General features: G+C 67.6%; 14 protein-coding genes. 10 read left to right on the top strand and 4 right to left on the bottom strand.

Annotated features, from left to right (window positions below; genetic code table 11):
* The first annotated feature begins 21 nt into the window (after positions 1 to 21).
* Together HUA76_RS33105 and HUA76_RS33100 are read left to right on the top strand one after the other, a co-directional pair.
* The gene (locus tag HUA76_RS33105) at positions 22 to 582 is read left to right on the top strand and encodes a chalcone isomerase family protein (RefSeq protein WP_141643527.1); all 561 of its coding nucleotides are present in this window, start codon (positions 22 to 24) and stop codon (positions 580 to 582) included.
* A 185-nt stretch (positions 583 to 767) separates the two neighbouring features.
* Positions 768 to 1,019: a GlsB/YeaQ/YmgE family stress response membrane protein gene (locus tag HUA76_RS33100; RefSeq protein ID WP_141643528.1), complete on the top strand. Its 252-nt coding sequence runs from the start codon at positions 768 to 770 to the stop codon at positions 1,017 to 1,019.
* Between the two features lie 21 nt (positions 1,020 to 1,040).
* Here the strand turns inward: HUA76_RS33100 and HUA76_RS33095 are convergent, their stop codons facing one another.
* Positions 1,041 to 2,078 carry a PA0069 family radical SAM protein gene (locus HUA76_RS33095; RefSeq protein ID WP_141643529.1) on the bottom strand — a complete coding sequence of 346 codons (1,038 nt, stop codon included), beginning with the start codon at positions 2,076 to 2,078 and terminating at the stop codon, positions 1,041 to 1,043.
* 138 nt (positions 2,079 to 2,216) lie between these two features.
* Between HUA76_RS33095 and HUA76_RS33090 the strand changes: the two genes are divergently transcribed.
* A complete protein-coding gene (locus tag HUA76_RS33090) occupies positions 2,217 to 4,241 on the top strand; it encodes a serine hydrolase (RefSeq protein WP_254614641.1) in 2,025 nt (674 codons plus the stop codon).
* Between the two features lie 145 nt (positions 4,242 to 4,386).
* Here the strand turns inward: HUA76_RS33090 and HUA76_RS33085 are convergent, their stop codons facing one another.
* Complete coding sequence (locus tag HUA76_RS33085) at positions 4,387 to 6,666, bottom strand: M4 family metallopeptidase (RefSeq protein WP_174463098.1); 2,280 nt, start codon at positions 6,664 to 6,666, stop codon at positions 4,387 to 4,389.
* Between the two features lie 359 nt (positions 6,667 to 7,025).
* Here HUA76_RS33085 and HUA76_RS33080 point away from each other — a divergent pair, with 359 nt between their 5' ends.
* The 5 genes from HUA76_RS33080 to HUA76_RS33060 all read left to right on the top strand — a co-directional run bounded on the left by HUA76_RS33080 (position 7,026) and on the right by HUA76_RS33060 (position 13,052).
* Positions 7,026 to 8,942, top strand: a complete 1,917-nt coding sequence (locus HUA76_RS33080) for a M4 family metallopeptidase (RefSeq protein ID WP_254614640.1) — start codon at positions 7,026 to 7,028, stop codon at positions 8,940 to 8,942.
* A gap of 377 nt (positions 8,943 to 9,319) precedes the next feature.
* Positions 9,320 to 10,567, top strand: a complete 1,248-nt coding sequence (locus HUA76_RS33075; RefSeq protein ID WP_174463097.1) for an erythromycin esterase family protein — start codon at positions 9,320 to 9,322, stop codon at positions 10,565 to 10,567.
* Between the two features lie 172 nt (positions 10,568 to 10,739).
* Entirely contained in the window at positions 10,740 to 11,756 is a 1,017-nt protein-coding gene (locus tag HUA76_RS33070) for a neprosin family prolyl endopeptidase (RefSeq protein ID WP_174463096.1), read from the top strand.
* Between the two features lie 205 nt (positions 11,757 to 11,961).
* Positions 11,962 to 12,492, top strand: a complete 531-nt coding sequence (locus tag HUA76_RS33065) for an RNA polymerase sigma factor (protein WP_217440534.1) — start codon at positions 11,962 to 11,964, stop codon at positions 12,490 to 12,492.
* 44 nt (positions 12,493 to 12,536) lie between these two features.
* Positions 12,537 to 13,052 (top strand): hypothetical protein, encoded by a 516-nt coding sequence (locus HUA76_RS33060; RefSeq protein ID WP_174463095.1) that lies wholly within the window; start codon positions 12,537 to 12,539, stop codon positions 13,050 to 13,052.
* A 57-nt stretch (positions 13,053 to 13,109) separates the two neighbouring features.
* Here the strand turns inward: HUA76_RS33060 and HUA76_RS33055 are convergent, their stop codons facing one another.
* Positions 13,110 to 13,802 carry a LytTR family DNA-binding domain-containing protein gene (locus tag HUA76_RS33055; protein ID WP_141645347.1) on the bottom strand — a complete coding sequence of 231 codons (693 nt, stop codon included), beginning with the start codon at positions 13,800 to 13,802 and terminating at the stop codon, positions 13,110 to 13,112.
* Entirely contained in the window at positions 13,799 to 15,493 is a 1,695-nt protein-coding gene (locus HUA76_RS33050; RefSeq protein WP_141645348.1) for a histidine kinase, read from the bottom strand. Before HUA76_RS33050 ends, HUA76_RS33055 begins: the two co-directional genes overlap by 4 nt.
* A 134-nt stretch (positions 15,494 to 15,627) precedes the next feature.
* Here HUA76_RS33050 and HUA76_RS33045 point away from each other — a divergent pair, with 134 nt between their 5' ends.
* Together HUA76_RS33045 and HUA76_RS33040 are read left to right on the top strand one after the other, a co-directional pair.
* Positions 15,628 to 17,034, top strand: a complete 1,407-nt coding sequence (locus HUA76_RS33045) for an alpha/beta fold hydrolase (protein WP_174463094.1) — start codon at positions 15,628 to 15,630, stop codon at positions 17,032 to 17,034.
* 157 nt (positions 17,035 to 17,191) lie between these two features.
* Complete coding sequence (locus tag HUA76_RS33040) at positions 17,192 to 18,175, top strand: aldo/keto reductase (protein WP_174463093.1); 984 nt, start codon at positions 17,192 to 17,194, stop codon at positions 18,173 to 18,175.
* Positions 18,176 to 18,283: the final 108 nt, after the last annotated feature.

Genomic DNA, 18,283 nt, shown 5'->3' with positions numbered 1-18,283 from the left:
ACAACTCATCTGGAGGGTTTCATGAAAGCCACGCTGCCCGCCGTCGCGCTCTGCCTGCTTTTCGCCGTGCCCGCATTCGCCAAGGAAGTGGCCGGGGTGAACTATCCGGACACCGCGAAGGTGGGCGACAAGGAGCTGAAGCTCAACGGTGTGGGCCTTCGCAAGAAGGTCGTCTTCAAGGTCTACACGGTGGGGCTGTATCTGGAGACGCCGTCGAAGGACGCGGCGCAGATCATCGCCGCGGACGAAACCAAGCGCGTCCGCATGTACATGCTTCGTGACTTGGACAAGAAGACCATCACCGAGGCCATCTCGGACGGCTTCAAGAAGAACGCGGGCGCCAAGCTCCCCGCGCTCCAGCCCAAGCTGGACTCGTTCAACGCGTCCATCCCGGACCTGAAGAAGGGTGACGAGCTCATCCTGACCTACGTGCCGGGCAAGGGCACCGAGGTGAAGAGCACCAAGGGTGGCGAGGACATCTCCGTGGAGGGCAAGGACTTCGCGGACGCGCTCTTCTCGGTGTGGCTGGGCAAGGACCCGGTGGATGGCGGCCTGAAGGACGGGATGCTCGGCAAGGACTGAGCGAGTCGTCACACCTCGCGTCACCTCGGGCGCCCCGTGTCTCGGTGAGAGGCACGGGGCGTCTTCGCGTTTTCGGGCGCCCTGGGTGACGCTTGAAATACGTGGATGCGTGGCGCGTAGTAGGAACGTGCCCGGCTGCACGGCGACGCCGGGTCTGATAGCAACCGGCCGGTCAGGAGGACGACATGGGTGGTATTTGCGCGTGGCTGGTGCTGGGTGGAATCGCCGGCTGGTTGGCGAGCATCATCAAGGGCACGAATGCGAAGATGGGAATCTTCGCCAACATCGCGACCGGTGTGGTCGGTTCGATGATTGGCGGCTGGCTGTTCAGCCTGCTGGGCGGCCGGGGTGTGACGGGGCTCAACCTCTATTCGCTGGCGGTAGCCACGGTGGGGGCGGTCATCCTCATCAGCATCGTCCAGGCGATACGCAAATAGCGGCCGGGGCCCCACACGCCTTCAGAAGAGGCTGAGCTGGGGTGACGGCGGGGGCTTGCGCGGCGGACGCCGGAAGGTGTCCGGCGCGTCCTCGGTGATGTAGGAGGTGCGCAGGCCGACCTTGCGCGCCGTCGTGTCGAAGAGGCGGTGGATGGTCTCCGCGTAGAGGCCTTCGCCGCGCATGCGGTGCTTGAAGCGGGAGTCGTTGAGCTCCCCCCCGCGAATCTCCCGGATGCGGTGCAGGACGCGCTCGGCGCGCAGGGGCAGCTTGGCGCGCAGGCGCTCCTCGAAGACGTCCTTCACGGGCCCGGGCAGGCGCACCAGGGTGAAGTGCGCGCGGCTGGCGCCGGCTTCACGCACGGCGGTGAGCACGCGGTGGATGTCCTCGTCATTGAGCCCCGGGATGATGGGGGCCACGGAGACGGCCACGTTGAGGCCGGCCTCGGCCAGGCGGCGAATCGCGAGCAGCCGCCGCTGGGGGGATGCCGCGTACGGCTCCATGGCGCGTGCGACTTCCGCGTTGTGGAAGGGCAGGCTGATGCTGACCCAGAGCCGGGCGTCGCGCGAGATTTGCTGGAGCACGTCGAGGTCCCGCTCGATGAGCACGCCCTTGGTGATGATGCCCACGGGGTTGCGGTACTCGGCGCAGACCTCCAGGCAGGCGCGAGTGAGGCGCATGGAGGCCTCGAGCGGCTGGTAGCAGTCGGTGACGCCGCTGAAGACGACGGTTTCGCCCTTCCAGGACGGGCGCTCGAAGTGCTCGCGCAGCAATTCCGCCGCGCGGGGCTTCACGACGAGCTTCGTCTCGAAGTCGGTGCCCGCGCCGAAGTCGAGGTACTGGTGCGTGGGCCGCGCGTAGCAGTACGCGCAGGCATGGAGGCAGCCCCGGTAGGGATTGACGCTCCAGCTGAAGCCCACGTCCGGGCTGTCGTTGTGCGAGACGACCTGCTTGCTGTGGTCTTCAAAGACTTCCAGCCGCGAGGGTGGGATTTCGTCCAGGTACTCCACCGCGGTGCTCGCCCACGGGTTGGGCGGATTGTCGATGGGGCGTGCCTTCACGCGCACAGGGTGGGGCTGAAAGCGCGTTCAGTCAAGGGTTAGAGTAGCGAACGATTTTTTCTGGCCGCGGTTGAGGTGGAATTCGCTCCGGGTTCGTTTCCTGTCGGTAGCATCAACGTCAAGCAGGAGCTCTCGAGCATGAAGTCTCTTGGAATGAAGCCGCTTCTGACAGTCCTGTCAGTGCTGGTGGTCTCCCTGGTGGGATGCGGGGTTGCGGAGGAATCGTCCCACGTCCCTCCTGGTTCCACGTCCCAGGCCCTGGCCGGACCCTATGATGCGTGGGTTGCCCGCCACGCGCTCACCGCCGCCCAATACCAGACGGAGTTCAATACCTGGACCGGGCAAGGCTATCGCCTCTCCTATGTCAGCGGCTACGAAGACGGAGGCAGTGTCCGTTACGCGGCCATCTGGGAGCAGACGAGCGGCCCGGCCTGGCGGGCCTTCCACGGGCTGACCTCCGCGCAGTATCAGACCACCGCCGTCAATCAAAACGCGCAGGGATACCGCCCGGTGGTGGTCAACGGCTACAGCGTCGGAGGCGTCGCCTACTTCGCGGTCATCTTCCATTCGGACGGGGTCGCCGCGTGGGTGGCCCGCCACGACCTGACCGCGGCCCAGTACCAGACGGAGTTCAACACCTGGACCGGGCAGGGCTACCGGCTCGTGCACGTCAGTGGCTACACGTCCGGTGGCGCTGAGCGCTATGCGGCCGTCTGGGAGCAGACCAGCGGGCCGGCGGCGCGGGCCTATCACGGGCTGACCGCGGCCCAGTACCAGTCCACGTTCAATACCAACGCGTCCCAGGGCTACCAGGTCGCGAAGGTCAGCAGCTACAACGTGGGCGGCACGGACCGGTATGCGGCCATCTTCCATGCGTCAGCGGGGATTCCGATTGCCGCGCGCCATGGCCTCACCTCCGCTGGCTACCAACAGGCCGCGACGGACCTCAAGAACCAGGGATACCGCCCCGTCGTGGTGGCGGCGCACAACAATGGGAGCCAGCCCGAGTTCGCGCTGGTCTGGCAGAACCTGACGTTCAGCGCGGCGGACCTGCAGCACATCGACACCACCGTCCAGCAGGCGATGTCCAACACGAACACCGTCGGCCTGTCGCTGGCCATCACGCGCCGCGGGCGTCTCGTGTTCGCCAAGGGGTATGGCCTGGCCGACCAGGCCAACAGCACCCCGGTCAACTCCTCCCACTGCTTCCGCGTCGCCAGTGTGTCCAAGCCGATGACTTCCATCGGCATCATGAAGCTGATTGAGAACGGCCAGATTCAACTGACGGACCGCGTCTTCGGCCGGGGCGGATTGCTCGGTGAGACGTACGGCGCGCAGGGCACCTACCGGGACAGCCGCGTCCTGAACATCACGGTCCAGCAACTGCTGGAGCACACCGCGGGCGGCTGGGACAACGACGGCGCGGATGGGACGGGTGACCCCATGTTCATGAACACGAGCATGACGCACGCGCAGCTCATCCAGTGGGTGTTGCAGAACGTGTCGCTCGAGTTCGCGCCGGGGACGACGTACCAGTATTCGAACTTCGGCTACAGCGTCCTGGGTCGCATCATCGAACGCGTCACGGGGATGACCTATGACGCCTATATGCAAAGCCAGGTGTTCACGCCCAGCGGCGCCACCAGCTTCGCCGTCGGAGGCGATACACTGGCCGCGCGTCTGTCGAACGAGGTCGTCTACTACCAGCTTGGCGCGGGGGCCTTCAATCCATACGGCATGCCGGTGCGTCGCATGGATGCGCACGGCGGCTGGGTCGTCACGCCCATCGACCTGCTGCGCGTCTCCGTTCGAGCGGACGGGTACTCGACCGTCCCGGACCTGCTGAGCACAAGCTCGCTCACCACGATGACCACGCGCACGACGGCGCCCGATACCTTGGGCAACCCCGTCAACTATGCGAAGGGCTGGTCCGTGAACAGCCTCCCCAACTGGTGGCACGGCGGCTATGTCCCGGGCACCCTGGCCCTGCTGGTGCGGACCGATGACCGCTATGGGCCGAGCCGCGCCGAGGAGTTCACCTGGTCCGCCATGACCAACTCCAACAACAGGGCCGGCTCGGGCACGTCGGACATCAACCTCGACAGCCTCATGTGGAGCGTCGTGAATGGCGTCAGTGCCTGGCCCGCGCACGACCTGTTCTAATCACGGCGCGTGGGACCGGCGGGGCTCGCAAGCGCCTCCGCCGGTCCGTTGGTGCGCTGTCCCGCGGGAAGGACCTTCCTCCCGTCGGGGCGTCCGATAGTCCGCGGCCAAGGTCAAGACCGGGGAGCAAGAGCCGGCGGCCCGCTCACTCCGAGTGGCCGAGCCCGGTCCATGTCGTCAGCGTGACGCCCGAGTACGCCGAGTACACGCGGAGGCCGACGAAGTACGTGCCCGCCGTCGGCGCCGTCAACGTGCAGGTCTCGGTGTTGCCGCCGAGATAGGGCCGACATTGGTAGGCCGTCGTCGTCGGGGCCGTGCCGAAGTTGACATAGAGGTCCGCGTCACCCGTGCCGCCGCTGAGCGCGAACGTCACGGCCGATTGGCCCGAAGGGACATCGACCGTCCAGTAGTTGAAGTGGCCGACGATGCTGTCCGCGATATTGATGATCGGGTCCCAGGGCGGTGGGGGCGGAGGAGGAGGGACCACGGGGATGGGCCAGGGCCAGGGCCAGCGCCAGGGCGGGCAGAGGGGTGGATCGTCGAACGTGCCGGTCAGGTTGACTCCCGAGAACACTGACCTCCCGTAAAGGCTGACATGGTACCTGCCTGCCTGCGGCAGCGTGAACGTGCAGGTTTCGTTGTTGCCGCTGAGGTTCGGACGACAGTGGTAGGTCGTCGTTGTCGGCGGCGCGCCGAATCTGGCGTAGAGGTCCACGTCACCCGTGCCGCCGCTGACCTTGAAGGTCACTTTCGACTTGCCGGCGGGGACATCGAGACTCCAGTGCTGGAAGGAGCCCGCGCTACCCGAAAGGCCGGTCATCGACAGCCAGGGGTCGGGCAGGGGGGCCTCCACTTCAACGCCGACACATACCGCCTTCCAGGCGTTGCTCACCGAGGTGATGGTAGCGGCGTCGTAGCCCAGCTGTGCGGCGGCCTGCTCGGTCGCGGTCTTGGCCGCCTCGAAGTTGGAGCTGGCGATGAGGATGTCCCTGTTGGCCTTGTAGAAGATATTCGCGGCCTTCTCGATGCCGATGCCCGCGACCACCGTCGTCGTCTTCGCGCGTGGGTGCGTGCCGCCCTGAGACAGCAGGTAGAACGCCAGATTGGAGATACCCGAGCTGTAGTGCACATCCACGCCGGAGGAGTAGTCGCTGTAGCAGTCGAGTGAGTCGCCATCCTGTGTGGGATTGGCCATGTATCGCAGGGCGTCGTTCGGGATGTGCGGCGTCCAGATGCCGTCGCCGATCTCCCACGTGTGAGGGCTGACGACCTTGCCGTCGCCGTACCACTCGCAGACCGCACCGAAGATGTCCGACAGGGACTCGTTCAGACCGCCGGACTCACCCGAGTAGATGAGCTCGGACTCGTGGTCGGTCACGGCGTGGGTCAGTTCGTGCGCGGTCAAGTCCAGCGAGTTCGCCAGGTTGCTGGCGGTCACGCCGTCACCGTCGCCATACACCAGCTGCGTGCCGTCCCAGAAGGCGTTCACATAGGCGACACGGTGGTGCACGGTGCTGAGGAGCGCCGCGCCCGCGTTGTCGATGGAGTCACGGCCAAACAGCTCGCTGTAGCAGTCATACACCGTGCCCAGATGGTCGTAGTTGGTGTTGACGACCGGGTCGAGGTGCTCAGCCTGGCCCTCGCCGCGGACCAGCGTACCGGGCAGCGTGGAGGCGTTGTTTCCGTTGTAGATGCGCCGGTTGAGCGCGGAGTGGATGCGCGGATGCACGGCGAGCAATTCGCCATCATGCGCGTCCACATAGACCAGGTCTTTGGAGGGGATGCCCGCGCGCTGGCCTTCGACTTGGACCTGCCATGCCAGATGCATCTCCTCGTCACCTTCGGGACGGAGGAATACCTGCTTCGGGGAGCCCACGGCCATGGCGGGCTCCGCACGCGAACCACGTACCGCCACCTGGGCGGCGTTCTCGGGCGGTATCACGCCCTCTCTCGAAACGCGGCCACCACCCCGTGCGTTGCCGTTGACCGCGTAGACGGCTCCCTGGGAATCCACGTGGAGCACCAGGGCGCTACCGATGACGGGCAAGCCCCCGTGGAACTGCTGGAAGCGCAAGTGCCGGTGGCCCTGCTCGTCCACGTTCTGCTTGCGGAACACCAGGTCCTCGCCCCGGATGCGGAACTCCGACGCCACGTCATTCAACACTCCACGGACATCCTCCCCCGTGGCCCGTGATTTCTCGGTGAAGACACGCGGGACGCGGCCGAGGTCGCGGCGGACGAAGTAGTGGCCAGCTGTCCTGGAGTCGACGTGTGGCCTGGGCGCGGATGCCGGCGCGGTCGCCTCCACGTGCGTGGCCGCCGAGGGGGCCATGGCAGGTGGCACCTCTCCGGACGGGGCATCGCACGCCGTGATGCTGGCGCAGAGGCAGGTGGTCCATATGACGTACGCAGCGGGAAACTTCATGGCTTCTCCTTGGCTCTCGCCTCGATGGAGGAACTCCGGGTCGGGTCCGGAGCACCTCCCCATGGCAATCCGACTCCGCCGGACGGCCGCCTTGTCACACGCGCTCTTATCCAACCGATGGCATCCGCCAAGCGTGCTCGAGGCCAGGGGTTTTGGGGATTCCCTAAAACGAGGGAGAGGAGTGTCCAGCGTGTCGTGAATCTGAAATTCATTGCTCCAATCGCGCGCAGGAAAGACCTCGCAGGACATTGCTGCCCCTCCGCTTCGGTGGTGGATTCCCCCTATTCCTCCGGGTTTGTTGTTTTTGTATCTAATGAACGCGCGTCATCCACATCACCGCACTGCAGAAGGGATAGACCATGATGCGTGGCATCCGCTGGCTCGCCGCATGTTTGTCGTTCTCCCTCTCTGGCTGTTCCGCCGGAGATCTCGAGCCCTCCGAGGCCTCACAGCCAGAGCAGAGCGTCCTCACGAGCGATGCCCGCCTCCAGGACATCGCGACGGCGCTGAGCGCGCTCCCCGACGTCCAGGTTCTGGGCTCACACGGTGACGGCGTGCCGTACATGATTCATGGAGAGCTGGGATGGGTGGGCCAGAGCCTCGCGGACGTCACGGTCTGGCAGGCCCACGAGTTGGTGACCACGGCACTGGAGCGCATCGCCCCGTCTTTCCGCCTCGACGCGCGCGACCTGGTGCCTCGGCGAATCGCTCGTGACACGCAGGGACGCACCCATCTCCGGTACTCGCAGACCAAGGACGGCCTGCCGGTGGTCGGTGGTGAGTTGGTGGTGCACCTGGATGCGTCTGGACGGGTGTACGCGGTGAACGGCTCGGCGCGGGACGGGGAGCAGGTTCCCTCCAGCCCCGGCATCGCGCTGGAGACCGCCCAGCAGGTGGCCTTGCGGAAAACGCCGGGCGCCAGCGCCTTGGAGGGCATGCCTCGCCTTGTTTATGTCCGTGCGACCGCGAAGGACCCGCTGCGGTTGACCTGGGAGGTGCGGGTGACGGGCACCGCCGCCGCTACGCCCCTGCGGGACCGTGTCTACGTGGACGCCTCGGATGCCTCCATCGTCCTGCGCGCGCCGGAGATCCACGACGCGCTCAACCGCAGGGTGTACAGTGCCAACAACGCCACCAGCCTCCCCGGTACGCTCAGGCGCGGCGAGGGGCAGGGGCCCACGGGCGATGCCCACGTGGACGGCAACTTCGACGTGCTGGGAACCACGTACGACTGCTTCAACACACTGTTCGGGCGTGACTCGATTGACAATGCGGGCCACACGCTCACCAGCACCGTGCATTACTCCACCCACTACGTGAATGCCTTCTGGGACGGCACGCAACTGGTGTGCGGCGATGGAGACGGGGTCAACGCCGGGCCGCTGTGCACGGACCTGGATGTGGTGGCCCACGAGCTGACCCACGCGGTGACGGATTTCGAGTCCGGCCTCATCTATACCGGCGAGTCCGGCGCGCTGAACGAGTCCCTGTCGGACATCTTCGCCTCCGTGTGCGAGAGCTGGTCGAACTCGTGGTCCATGGGCCCGGACATCTGGAGGATTGGCGAGGACATCTGGACGCCCGCCACGCCCGATGACGCCCTCCGATACATGAACGACCCGGTCCTGGACGGCGCCTCGCTGGACTACTACGGGGACTACTCGTCCGACACCGACGTGCATTACGCGTCGGGCATCTCGAACCTGGCGTTCAAGCTGCTGGCCACCGGCGGTGTGCATCCTCGCGGGCGCACCCCGACGGAAGTCCCAGGCATTGGCGTAGAGGCCGCTGCTCGCATCTTCTACAAGGCCAGCACCGACTACTTCACCGCCAGCACCACCTTCGAGCAGGCCAAGACCTATACCCAGTTCGCGGCGCAGGACCTCGGCTTCAGCGCGGCCGTGCTGGAGTCCGTGAGCCTGTCCTGGCAGGCCGTGGGCTTCCCTCTCTACTTCCCGACGTTCTGCACGACCCTTCCTCGCTTCAGCGGTACCGTGACGAACCTCAACGGCGCGGTGGGTTCGAACCGGTACTACTGCGCGGACGTCGGTGCATTCACCTCCCCGTACTTTACCCTCGGCGGAGGCACGGGTGACGCGGACCTTTACGTGCGATACGGCGCTGCTCCAACGAAGAGCGTCTACGACTGCCGCTCCTACTCGACGACCAACACCGAGGTGTGTACCGGCACGTCACGGCCCGTACCGGGCAGGTTCTGGGTCATGATCAACGGGTACCGGGCCTACTCCGGCGTGACGTTCAGCTATTCCTTCTGAGCGGTGCGCGGGCAGGGATGGCGGGCGGCTGCCCGCTCCGGGGACAGGGCCATCCCAGACTGAAGACGAGCATGTCCCTCCTCCACGGGGCCGTGTCTGGCGTATCGATTCAAGCGGTTGACGCGCCGCTCGAAGGTGGGCGGCGCGAATCCGATGAAAATCGTCAGGGTCGCGAATCCATAGGGCGGGATTTCGTCCAGGTGCTCCACCGCGGTGCTCGCCCACGGGTTGGGCGGATTGTCGATGGGGCGTGCCTTCACGCGCACAGGGTGGGGCTGAAAGCGCGTTCAGCCAGGTGCCGGATGCGTGCGAGGTTGAGGGGAAGGCGCGCCCAGGAGCGTTACACCGCGACATTCCTCCGCATGGAAGGGCCACGAATGAGATTCCTCCTGCTCCTGCTCTCGTTGCTTCTTTCGAGCTGTGCCTCCCCGGCCCGAGGCGTGGCCGCGCAAGGGGACGCGGTGACCTCTGATGCCGACCGGATTGTCCGTGACCTCTGCGACAAGCAACTCGCGCTGCTCGGCGAGGAGTCCCACCACGGCAATGGCAGGACCATCGCTTTCAAAGCGGAGCTGACCCGCAGGCTCGTGGAGGAATGCCAATACGATGCCTTCTTCATTGAGACAGGCAGCTATGACTTCCTTCACCTCCAGGCGCTGAGAGAGGCGGGCCAACCCGTCAGCGAGGACCTGGTTGCCACTGCGATTGGTGGGATGTGGGCCAATCAGGAGATGGCGCCCCTGATTCCGTTCCTGTCCGAGCGGCTCAATGCGGGGACCCTCATCGCGGGTGGGATTGATGATCAGATCAACCGAGGCACCTACGCCCAGCGCGAGATGACGCGCGAACTCATTCCCTTTCTGGAGGGCCCGAGGCAGGCCGCGTGCGGAGAGGAAATCGAGAGGAACATGTCCTGGAAGTACGACGACGCCCACCCATATACGGCGGAGCACATGAAGTTCATCCTGGGCTGCTGGACGGAGCTGGGGGCGGTGCTCTCCAGGCCCGGAGTGGCTGTGACGCCGAGGGCTCGAGGCCAGTTGCAGATGGTCCGCAGCCTTGAGCGGAACTACACCCGTCAGGTCGCCGCGATGTCCCGGGCTCCGGACGCGTCTGGAGGGACCTGGAGCTGGAGCGATTTCGATGACCGCTCCCGCTCCATGTTCATGAATCTGGAATGGCACCTGGCCCAGTCAGCCAGGCCCCGAAAGACCATTGTCTGGCTTGCCACCGTTCATGCGGCGAAAGACCTCAAGGGCCTGGATGCGGACACCCGGCACGGGACGTCCTTCGGGTCCTACGTCCAGGAGAAGTTCGGGGCGCGGGCCTTCGTGTTGGGCTTCTCCGCGAGATCCGGGAGCTATTCCATCGGCAGCACCCCTCGCACGAATTCCCTCGCGCCCGCGCGGGACGACTCACTGGAGGGCTGGGCGTTTTCGGGCCACACTGGGGACACGCGGTATCTGGATGGGAGCCAGCTCCGTGACTTCGGGCCCCGAGTGGCGCGTCCCTTGAACTACGCGTGGATGACGGCTCCCTGGGCCACGGTCATGGATGGGCTGCTCATCTTCCGGGAAGAAGCCCCACCGCGCCCGGTGACCCGGGCGAGCCCAGCGCCGCATTGACCCCACCAGCGAGTCCCGGAGGGGTCAGGGGCGCTCCATCTTCAGTACCACTGTGAGAGTCATTGTCACCCCAGTCATCCAAGGACTGGCGCTCAATCAAAACCGAGACAAGCATGGTGGCGCCGTGCCCCGCTCCTCGACTGGCCCCAGGTCCTGGGGCCCCGGAGTCACCATGCAGCCTCATTCGCTGTTCTCCCGCGTCACCTGTCTATTTTCACTCGTCACCCTGGGTTGTGGCGCTCCTGATGCAAAGGAGCCCACGGCCCAGGCGGACCAGCCCTCCGCGGTAGGTCACTACCGCTGCATCCCGCTCTCCGCGGAAGCGCTGCGCGTGACGGCACCGTCCACGGCCCTCGTCGTGGGAGACTCACGGCAGGAAGCCCAGGTCACCACGGCCCGGCTCTGCCCCAGCGGCCAGGTGCCCCAGGCGGTGTACAACCCGGCGCCGCCGCGCCCGCTCGCATCCTGGCTGCCCGCGATGCCCGGCGCGTCCGAAGGCAATCGTCCCGTCCATGCGAGCGCCGACTCCATCTATTACGTGGGGGTGTACAAGCCGACGTCAGAGACGGGTTACTCGCTGGGGGTGGGCGCGCGTCTCCAGATCAACAACCCCGAGGTCGCCCACACCTTGGACCAGGCCAGCACGGTGGTGTCGATGGTCCGGGGCGCCAGCACGTCGATTGTCGCGACGGGCTACCGCAAGTTCCAGACGTCGTATCCCACCCTGCTCGTCGGCCACACGGTGGGAGGCGTCTTCCAGCACGTCACGGGCTGGGTGCAGGTCCACCCGAGCTACTACCCGGGGATGGACCTGAGCGGCTACATCGGCGCGAAGCCGCGTTTCTTCGTCCTCTATTCGGGAACCGACTGGTGGGTGTATTTCAATGATGCCTGGGTGGGCTACTTCCCCGGCTCACGGTGGGGCGGTGCCTTCACGTCGGGCGACATGGCCCACTGGTACGGTGAGGTGTTCGACGCGGGTGCGCGCCTGCCGCCGGTGACGGACATGGGCAACGGCTTGTTCCCACCGAACGCGGCCTCCGGCGCCATCGACGAGATGTGCACCCACTCGGGCACCAACTGCTACAGCATTGGCGCCGGGCAGACGTATGTCTCCAACGCCGCGTATTACGGCCTGTACTACCCGGGTCTGTCGAACCTCCGTTACGGCGGAAACGGCGGCGGGTAGCCTCCGCTCGAAAGCTTGGGAGACGGGCGTGTCCTCGCTCTGGGGCATCGCCCGGTGTGTAGATTCAAGGGGTTGACGCGCCGCTCGGGCATCGGGCGGCGCGGTCCGGAGAAAATCGTCGAGGTCGCGAATCCGTTCGTCGGGTGCCCGCCTCTTAGTGGGCAAGGCAGGGCATTTTCCCCGCCGCCGTCTTCCAGGGACTCGCATGGCCGCCGCCCACCCGTTGCCCGCTGCTCCCGACGCGATGCTGCTCGCGGCCCACGCGGGGGATCGCGACGCGATGCTCCGCCTCCTCCAGGCGCTCCAGCCCAACCTCAGGCGGTACGCGCAGCAGCGCTGCTTCATCAGCGACATCGACGACGCGGTCCAGGAGTCGCTGCTCTTGCTGGCCCGCCACCTGGGCTCGGTCCGGAAGCTGGCGTCCCTGTCGGGCTGGTTGTTCCGCATCGTTCAACGCGAGTGCCGCCGCCTGGGGCGCGTGGCCCTCAAGCAGGACCCCTACGAGGAGGCGCGGGCCGACCAGTGGATGGTCTCGCACACGCCGGACTCCGCTCGACTCGATGTGGCCTCAGCGCTGGAGTCATTGCCTCCGCACTACCTCGAGGTTGTCCTGTTGCGCGACTTCGAGGAGCTGTCCATCCGCGAAATCTCGGAGCGCCTGGGCGAGGACGTGCCCGCCGTGAAGAGCCGGCTGCACCGGGCCCGCGCCATGGTGCGCGAGTACCTGCTGGCCTGACCTTTCATCCCCGCCTCATCGACATCCGAAGAAGGAGACCCGTCATGGCCAATCCCATGTCCACCCTCGGCATCATCCACACCGTGCTCAGCCTGCCGCCCATCGTCTTCGGTGTCTGGGGCTTCCTTCGCGACGGACGCATCGACCCCGGCACTCGCGTGGGCCGGCTGTACCTGCTCGGCATGGTGGCGTCGATTCTCACGTCGTTCGGTCTCTCCAGCACGGGCGGCTTCAACCCCGGCCATGGACTGGGCCTGCTCGCGCTCGTGCTCATGGCGGTGGGCGTCGTCGCCTCTCGCGTGGAGGGATTCGGCCGCGCCACGCCCTACGTGGAGACGCTGACGCTGTCCGCCAGCTTCATGGTGCTGCTGGTGCCCGGCATCAACGAGACGCTGACGCGCCTTCCCGCGGGCCAGCCCATCGCCAGCAGTCCGGAGTCGCCGCCCGTGCAGACCGCCCTGCTCGTGCTGGTGGCCTTCTTCTTCCTCGGTGCCACGTACCAGGTGCTGAAGCTGCGGGCGCTCGCGCGAAGGAGCCCGGTGGTCGGCTCGGTGGCGTGACGCACGCTTCGCCTGAGTCATTCCCCCTGACGCCGCTGCGGGAATCAGCGACGGCGCCTACGCCTCCAGTCGCTTGCGCAGCACTCCAACACGGCTGCGGCCCACAGGCAGTCGGGTGCCGTCTCGCAGCTCCACCGAGGTGCGCGAGCCCTCCGTGGAGATGAGCTCGCGGATGTCCGTCACTCGGATGAGATAGGAGCGGTGGATGCGGAAGAAGTCGGCGGGGAGCAGTTGCTCGAGCCGCTCCAGGCTCTTCTCGCTCAGCTCGGTGCCGCCTCCTCGCAGGACCAGCTCGGTGTAGTCGCCAGCGCCCTGGATGTACGCGACGGAGTCCAGGGGCACGAGGACCACGCCTCCGCCCTTCCTCACCGCGAGAGCCCGCAGGGGAGTGGCCGCGCGGCTCCCCACTCGGGCGAGCGCGAGGGCGAGCCGCTCCGGCGTGTATGGCTTGGGCACGAAGTCCAGCACCCCCAGCTCGAAGGCGCGCAGCGCCTGGTCTGTGTTCGCGGACACCACCACTGTCTGGAACGCGCCCGCGGCCACCTCCTCGAGCAGCGCGAAGCCGTCTTCCCCCGAGAGGTTCAGGTCCAGCAGCAGTACGTCCACGGTGCGCTCGGCCAGCAGCTCGCGTGCCTCGTCCAGACTCGCGCACACGCGCGGGGGCGGAGCGTCCGGCCCCAGTTGCTGCTCGCACAGCCGGGCGAGACGGCGCGCCGCCAGCGGTTCGTCCTCCACGATGAGCAGTCTCACGCCGGCACCTCCACCCGCGTCCTCCATCCCGCATCCGTGGGCCCATCCTCGAGCCTCCACGCGCCAGGGAAGGCCTCCTCCAGGCGCGCGCGCAGGTAGCGCGAGCCGGTGCCCTCACCACCTCCTGGGCGCGTCCCCGTGCCCGGAGGCGCGAGGAAGACGTAACGCCGACGGGGCCCCGTGCCTTCGGCGACGAGGCTGCTTTCGAGTCGGAAGGTGTGGGGCGAGACGTAGCGGTTGTGACTGAAGGCGTTCTCCAAGAGCGTGTGCAGCAGGGCAGGGGGGACGGGGGCCGACAGGTCCACGCCCTCGGTCTCCAACTGGAAGGCCGTGCCCTGTCGGCAGCCCATGACCTCCAGATGGGCGCGACACAACTCCAACTCGCGAGCGAGCGGGATGGTGCGCTCACCGGAGACGGCGAGCAGGTGCCGGTACACCGCGCCCAGGGCCTCGATGAAGCGTACGGCCTGCGCGGGCTCCGTCTCCACCCACTCGCTCAGCGCGCCCAGCGTGTTCATCAGGAAGTGCGGCTGCAGGCTGCGCTTGAGCAACTCCAGTTGCAGGCGCTCCGCGGCGCGCGTCGCACTCTCGAACCGCTCCTGCTGATGGCGCTGCCGCCGGGCATGTATCGCAGTGAGGCAGACCAGGAGCCCTCCGAAGGCGACGAAGAAGCCGCGCTCGGAGAAGCCCCAGGGTTCCAACAGGTAGAGCGTCCCGGCGAAACAGAGCCCCGCCAGCGCGCCCAGGGCTCCCCCCGGTTCCCCTCTCCGCCACGCGCGCACGGCGAGCGCCGTGGAGACGACGAGCGAGGCCCCGAGCGCCACGCTGTTCTTGGCATCGAAGCCCGGAACGAAGACGAGCGCGAGCAGCCCCAGTCCCAGTCCCACCCACCGCAGCCAGCGGAGTGGCTCGCCGAAGGCCGCGTGGACGGTCGCTGGCAGCAGCGCCGCCACCGCCAGCACGGCCGCCGCCTGCAGTCGCAGCCGCAGCGCATGCTGTGGGTAGGGATAGTTGGCGAGCCCGCGCCACGACTCCATCAGGACGAGCGCCGCGGCGGCGAGGCACAGCACGCCGAGCAGGAGCGTGGCGAGCCCACCGTGAGCGAGCCGCACGCGCACGAGGTGGTAGAGCCCCATCAGCACCAGCGCGCCCAGCATGCAAAGGGCTGGCACCAGTCCGAGCATCCGCATCTGAGCGAGTGACGCGGCCTCGCCCACCTGCATGTAGTGGACGGTGCCCACGGGCTGGAAGCCGAGTCGATGCGCGGAGATGCGCATCGTCAGCACGTGAGGGCCCGGCGCGCTGAGTCCGGTCGGAAGCGGGAGCAGGGCATCGACCCGTCCTGGTACCTCCTCCGAGGGCGTCCGCCCCACCTGTCCGTTGCGGCCCAGCAGCCCGCCGTCCCACCACGCCTCCCATGACCCGAGCACCGACAGGGCGAGGGCAGGTGTCGGGGCTCCGGCTTCACGCGGGGGCACGTCCACCTGCGTGCGCAGCCAATAGGGGCCCGTCCCCTCGTTCACCTGGTCGGCCGCCACCGTGCGCCAGCCCCGTGCGTCTCCGGAGAGCGCGACCTCCGGGGAGAGATCCTCCGTGTTCACCTGCACCAGTCCCTGCCGCGCGGAGGGCAGCGCGGCCGAAGCGGTGAGCGAGAGCGCGAAGCATCCCGCGAAGAGGGCGGAGGACATCATGGGCCTCAACATACGCGGCCCGGCGCCGCCCCACGCGCATTCCGGCGACACCGCGAGACGTTGGGCGACCGGCACCCCACGTGCCGTGCAGGCCACCGCATTCTCCTCCCTGAAGCCCTTCTCGGAGGAACGCCATGCGTGCCGTGCTCCTGCTTGCCCTCATCCTTCCGTTGTCCCTCGCCCAGGCCCAGGGCCTCCAGTTGCAGCCCCACACCTTCCAGGCCCGCGACGGTCGCACCGTTCAGGCGGAGCTGGGCACCCTCACCGTGCCCCTGCGCCATGCCCACCCCGAGGGCCCGGGCTTGCCCCTGCGCTTCGTGCGCTTCAAGAGCACGAGCGCCTCGCCCGGGGCGCCCATCGTCTACCTCGCGGGAGGCCCGGGAGGCTCCGGCATCGATGCCGCACGGTATGGCCGCTTCGATTTGTTCCTCGCCTTGCGCGAGGTGGCGGACGTCATCGCGCTGGACCAGCGCGGCACCGGCGAGTCGAACCCCCATCCCGAGTTGAAGCAGTCGTGGTCCATCCCGCTCGACCAGCGCATGGACGAGGCGCTGCTCACCTCCACGGTGAAGAAGGCCGCCGCGGAGGCGAGCCGGACCTGGACCGCGGCCGGCGTGGACCTGGGGGCCTTCACCACGGTGGAGAACGCCGACGACCTGGAGATGCTGCGCAAGGCGCTGGGCGCGCCGAAGCTCAACCTCTGGGGCATCAGCTACGGCACCCACCTGGGCCTCGCCTACGTGCGGCGCCACGCGGAGCGGGTGGACCACATCATCCTCGCGGGCATCGAGGGGCCTGATGACACCTGGAAGCGGCCTGCCCACGCGGAGGCGCTGCTCGGGCGCTGGGAGGCCGTGTTGCGCGCCGAGGGTGAGCGCGGGCCCGGCCTGAAGGCACGGCTGGCGAAGCTGGTGAAGTCGTTGCGGAGCAAGCCGCTCACGGTGGTGTTCACGGACGAGGAGAAGGGTGACCGCCGCACCTGGAAGGTCAGCCCCTTCGACCTTCAGTGCCTCGCCTTCGAATCCCTGCGGGACCCGGCCACCTTCCGGCGCTTCCTCCCCCTGCTCACGGCGTTGGAGTCCGGGAACCATGAGGCGATGGCGCCCTTCGCGGGCAGGCTTCGCGAAGGCTTGCTGCGTCCCATGTCGCTCGCGATGGACGCGGCCTCCGGTGTGAGCCCGGCGCGACGCGCCCTCATCGAGCGGGAGGCGGCGAAGGCGGTGCTCGGTGGCAGCGTCAACCCGGGCGCCCTGCTGGCGGAGGATGTGGCCGGCGTGAGCGACCTGGGGGAGTCCTTCCGTGGCCCTCTCAAGGCCGACGTGCCGGTGCTCCTCATCAGCGGCACCCTGGATGGGCGCACGAGCCCTGACAACGCGGAGGCCCTGCGCCCCGGACTCTCCCGGGCCGTGCACCTGGTGCTGGAGGGCGCGGGACACGACGGCCTCTTCCAGTCGGACCCGCGCATCCTGGAGCGGATGAAGTCCTTCCTGAAGGGTGAAGCGCTCCGCGACGAGCGCATGGAGATCAAGGGGAAGCCCTGAGGTCTCCCGCTCGCCCCGCGCTCGTGTGGGGGACGGGCCGCCGCCTCGCGGTCGTCGAGGAGGCGGCCTGACCTCCGCCTGCCGCCGGGCCGGTGCACCGCTCTTGCTCCGGCCGCACCTTCAGCGCGCAACGGCACTCGAACGCGGAGGCAGGACGATGAAGCAGCGCAAGCTGGGTCGGCAAGGGCTGGTGGTTTCGGAGCTGGGGCTCGGGTGCATGGGGATGAGCGAGTTCTACGGCGCCGGGGATGAGGCGGAGTCCCTGCGCACCATCCACCGCGCCCTCGAATTGGGCATCACCTTCCTCGACACCGCGGACATGTACGGGCCCTTCACCAACGAGGAGCTCGTGGGCCGCGCCATTCGAGGCCACCGCGAGCAGGTGGTGCTGGCCACGAAGTTCGCCAACGTGCGAGGCGCCAAGGGCGAGTTCCTGGGCATCCGGGGCGACCCGGCCTATGTGAAACAGGCGTGCGAGGCCTCGCTCAAGCGCCTGGGCGTCGACCACATCGACCTCTACTATCAGCACCGCGTGGACCCGAAGGTGCCCATCGAGGACACGGTCGGCGCGATGGCGGAGCTCGTGCGCGCGGGCAAGGTTCGCTACCTCGGCCTGTCCGAGGCCGCGCCCGAGACGATTCGCAAGGCGCACGCCGTCCACCCCATCTCGGCGCTGCAGACCGAGTACTCCCTGTGGACGCGCGACGTGGAGGAGGACGGCGTACTCGCCACGGTGCGCGAGCTGGGCATCGGCTTCGTCTCCTACAGTCCACTGGGCCGAGGCTTCCTCACCGGCCAGTACAAGCGCTTCGAGGACCTGCCCGCGGACGACTTCCGACGACAGAACCCGCGCTTCCAGGGAGACAACTTCCAGAAGAACCTGGACCTCGTGCAGCGCGTGGAGCAGCTCGCGAAGCAGAAGGGCGTGACGTCCGCGCAGCTCGCGCTCGCGTGGGTGATGTCCCGAGGCCCGGACGTGGTGCCCATCCCCGGCACCAAGCGCGTGAAGTACCTCGAGCAGAACGCGGGGGCCGCGCGCGTGGAACTCTCGGGCGCGGACCTCGCCCAGCTCGACTCGGTGTTCCCGGTGGGCGCGGCGACGGGGCTTCGCTACCTGGACATGAGCAGCGTGCACCGCTGATGCGTTCGCAAGAAGGCACTCACCGGCGCTGGGGCGCCCTGGAAGTCACGGGCGATGGGATGGCCGCATGACGCCGTGAACGGCTCCGGGGTGGCGCGGCTTGCGCGA

This window comes from Myxococcus sp. CA056, assembly GCF_013336715.1.
Classification (GTDB): Bacteria; Myxococcota; Myxococcia; order Myxococcales; family Myxococcaceae; genus Myxococcus; species Myxococcus llanfairpwllgwyngyllgogerychwyrndrobwllllantysiliogogogochensis.
Note: the sequence above shows the minus strand (reverse complement) of the source record. Positions and strands in the feature narration are given on the sequence as shown.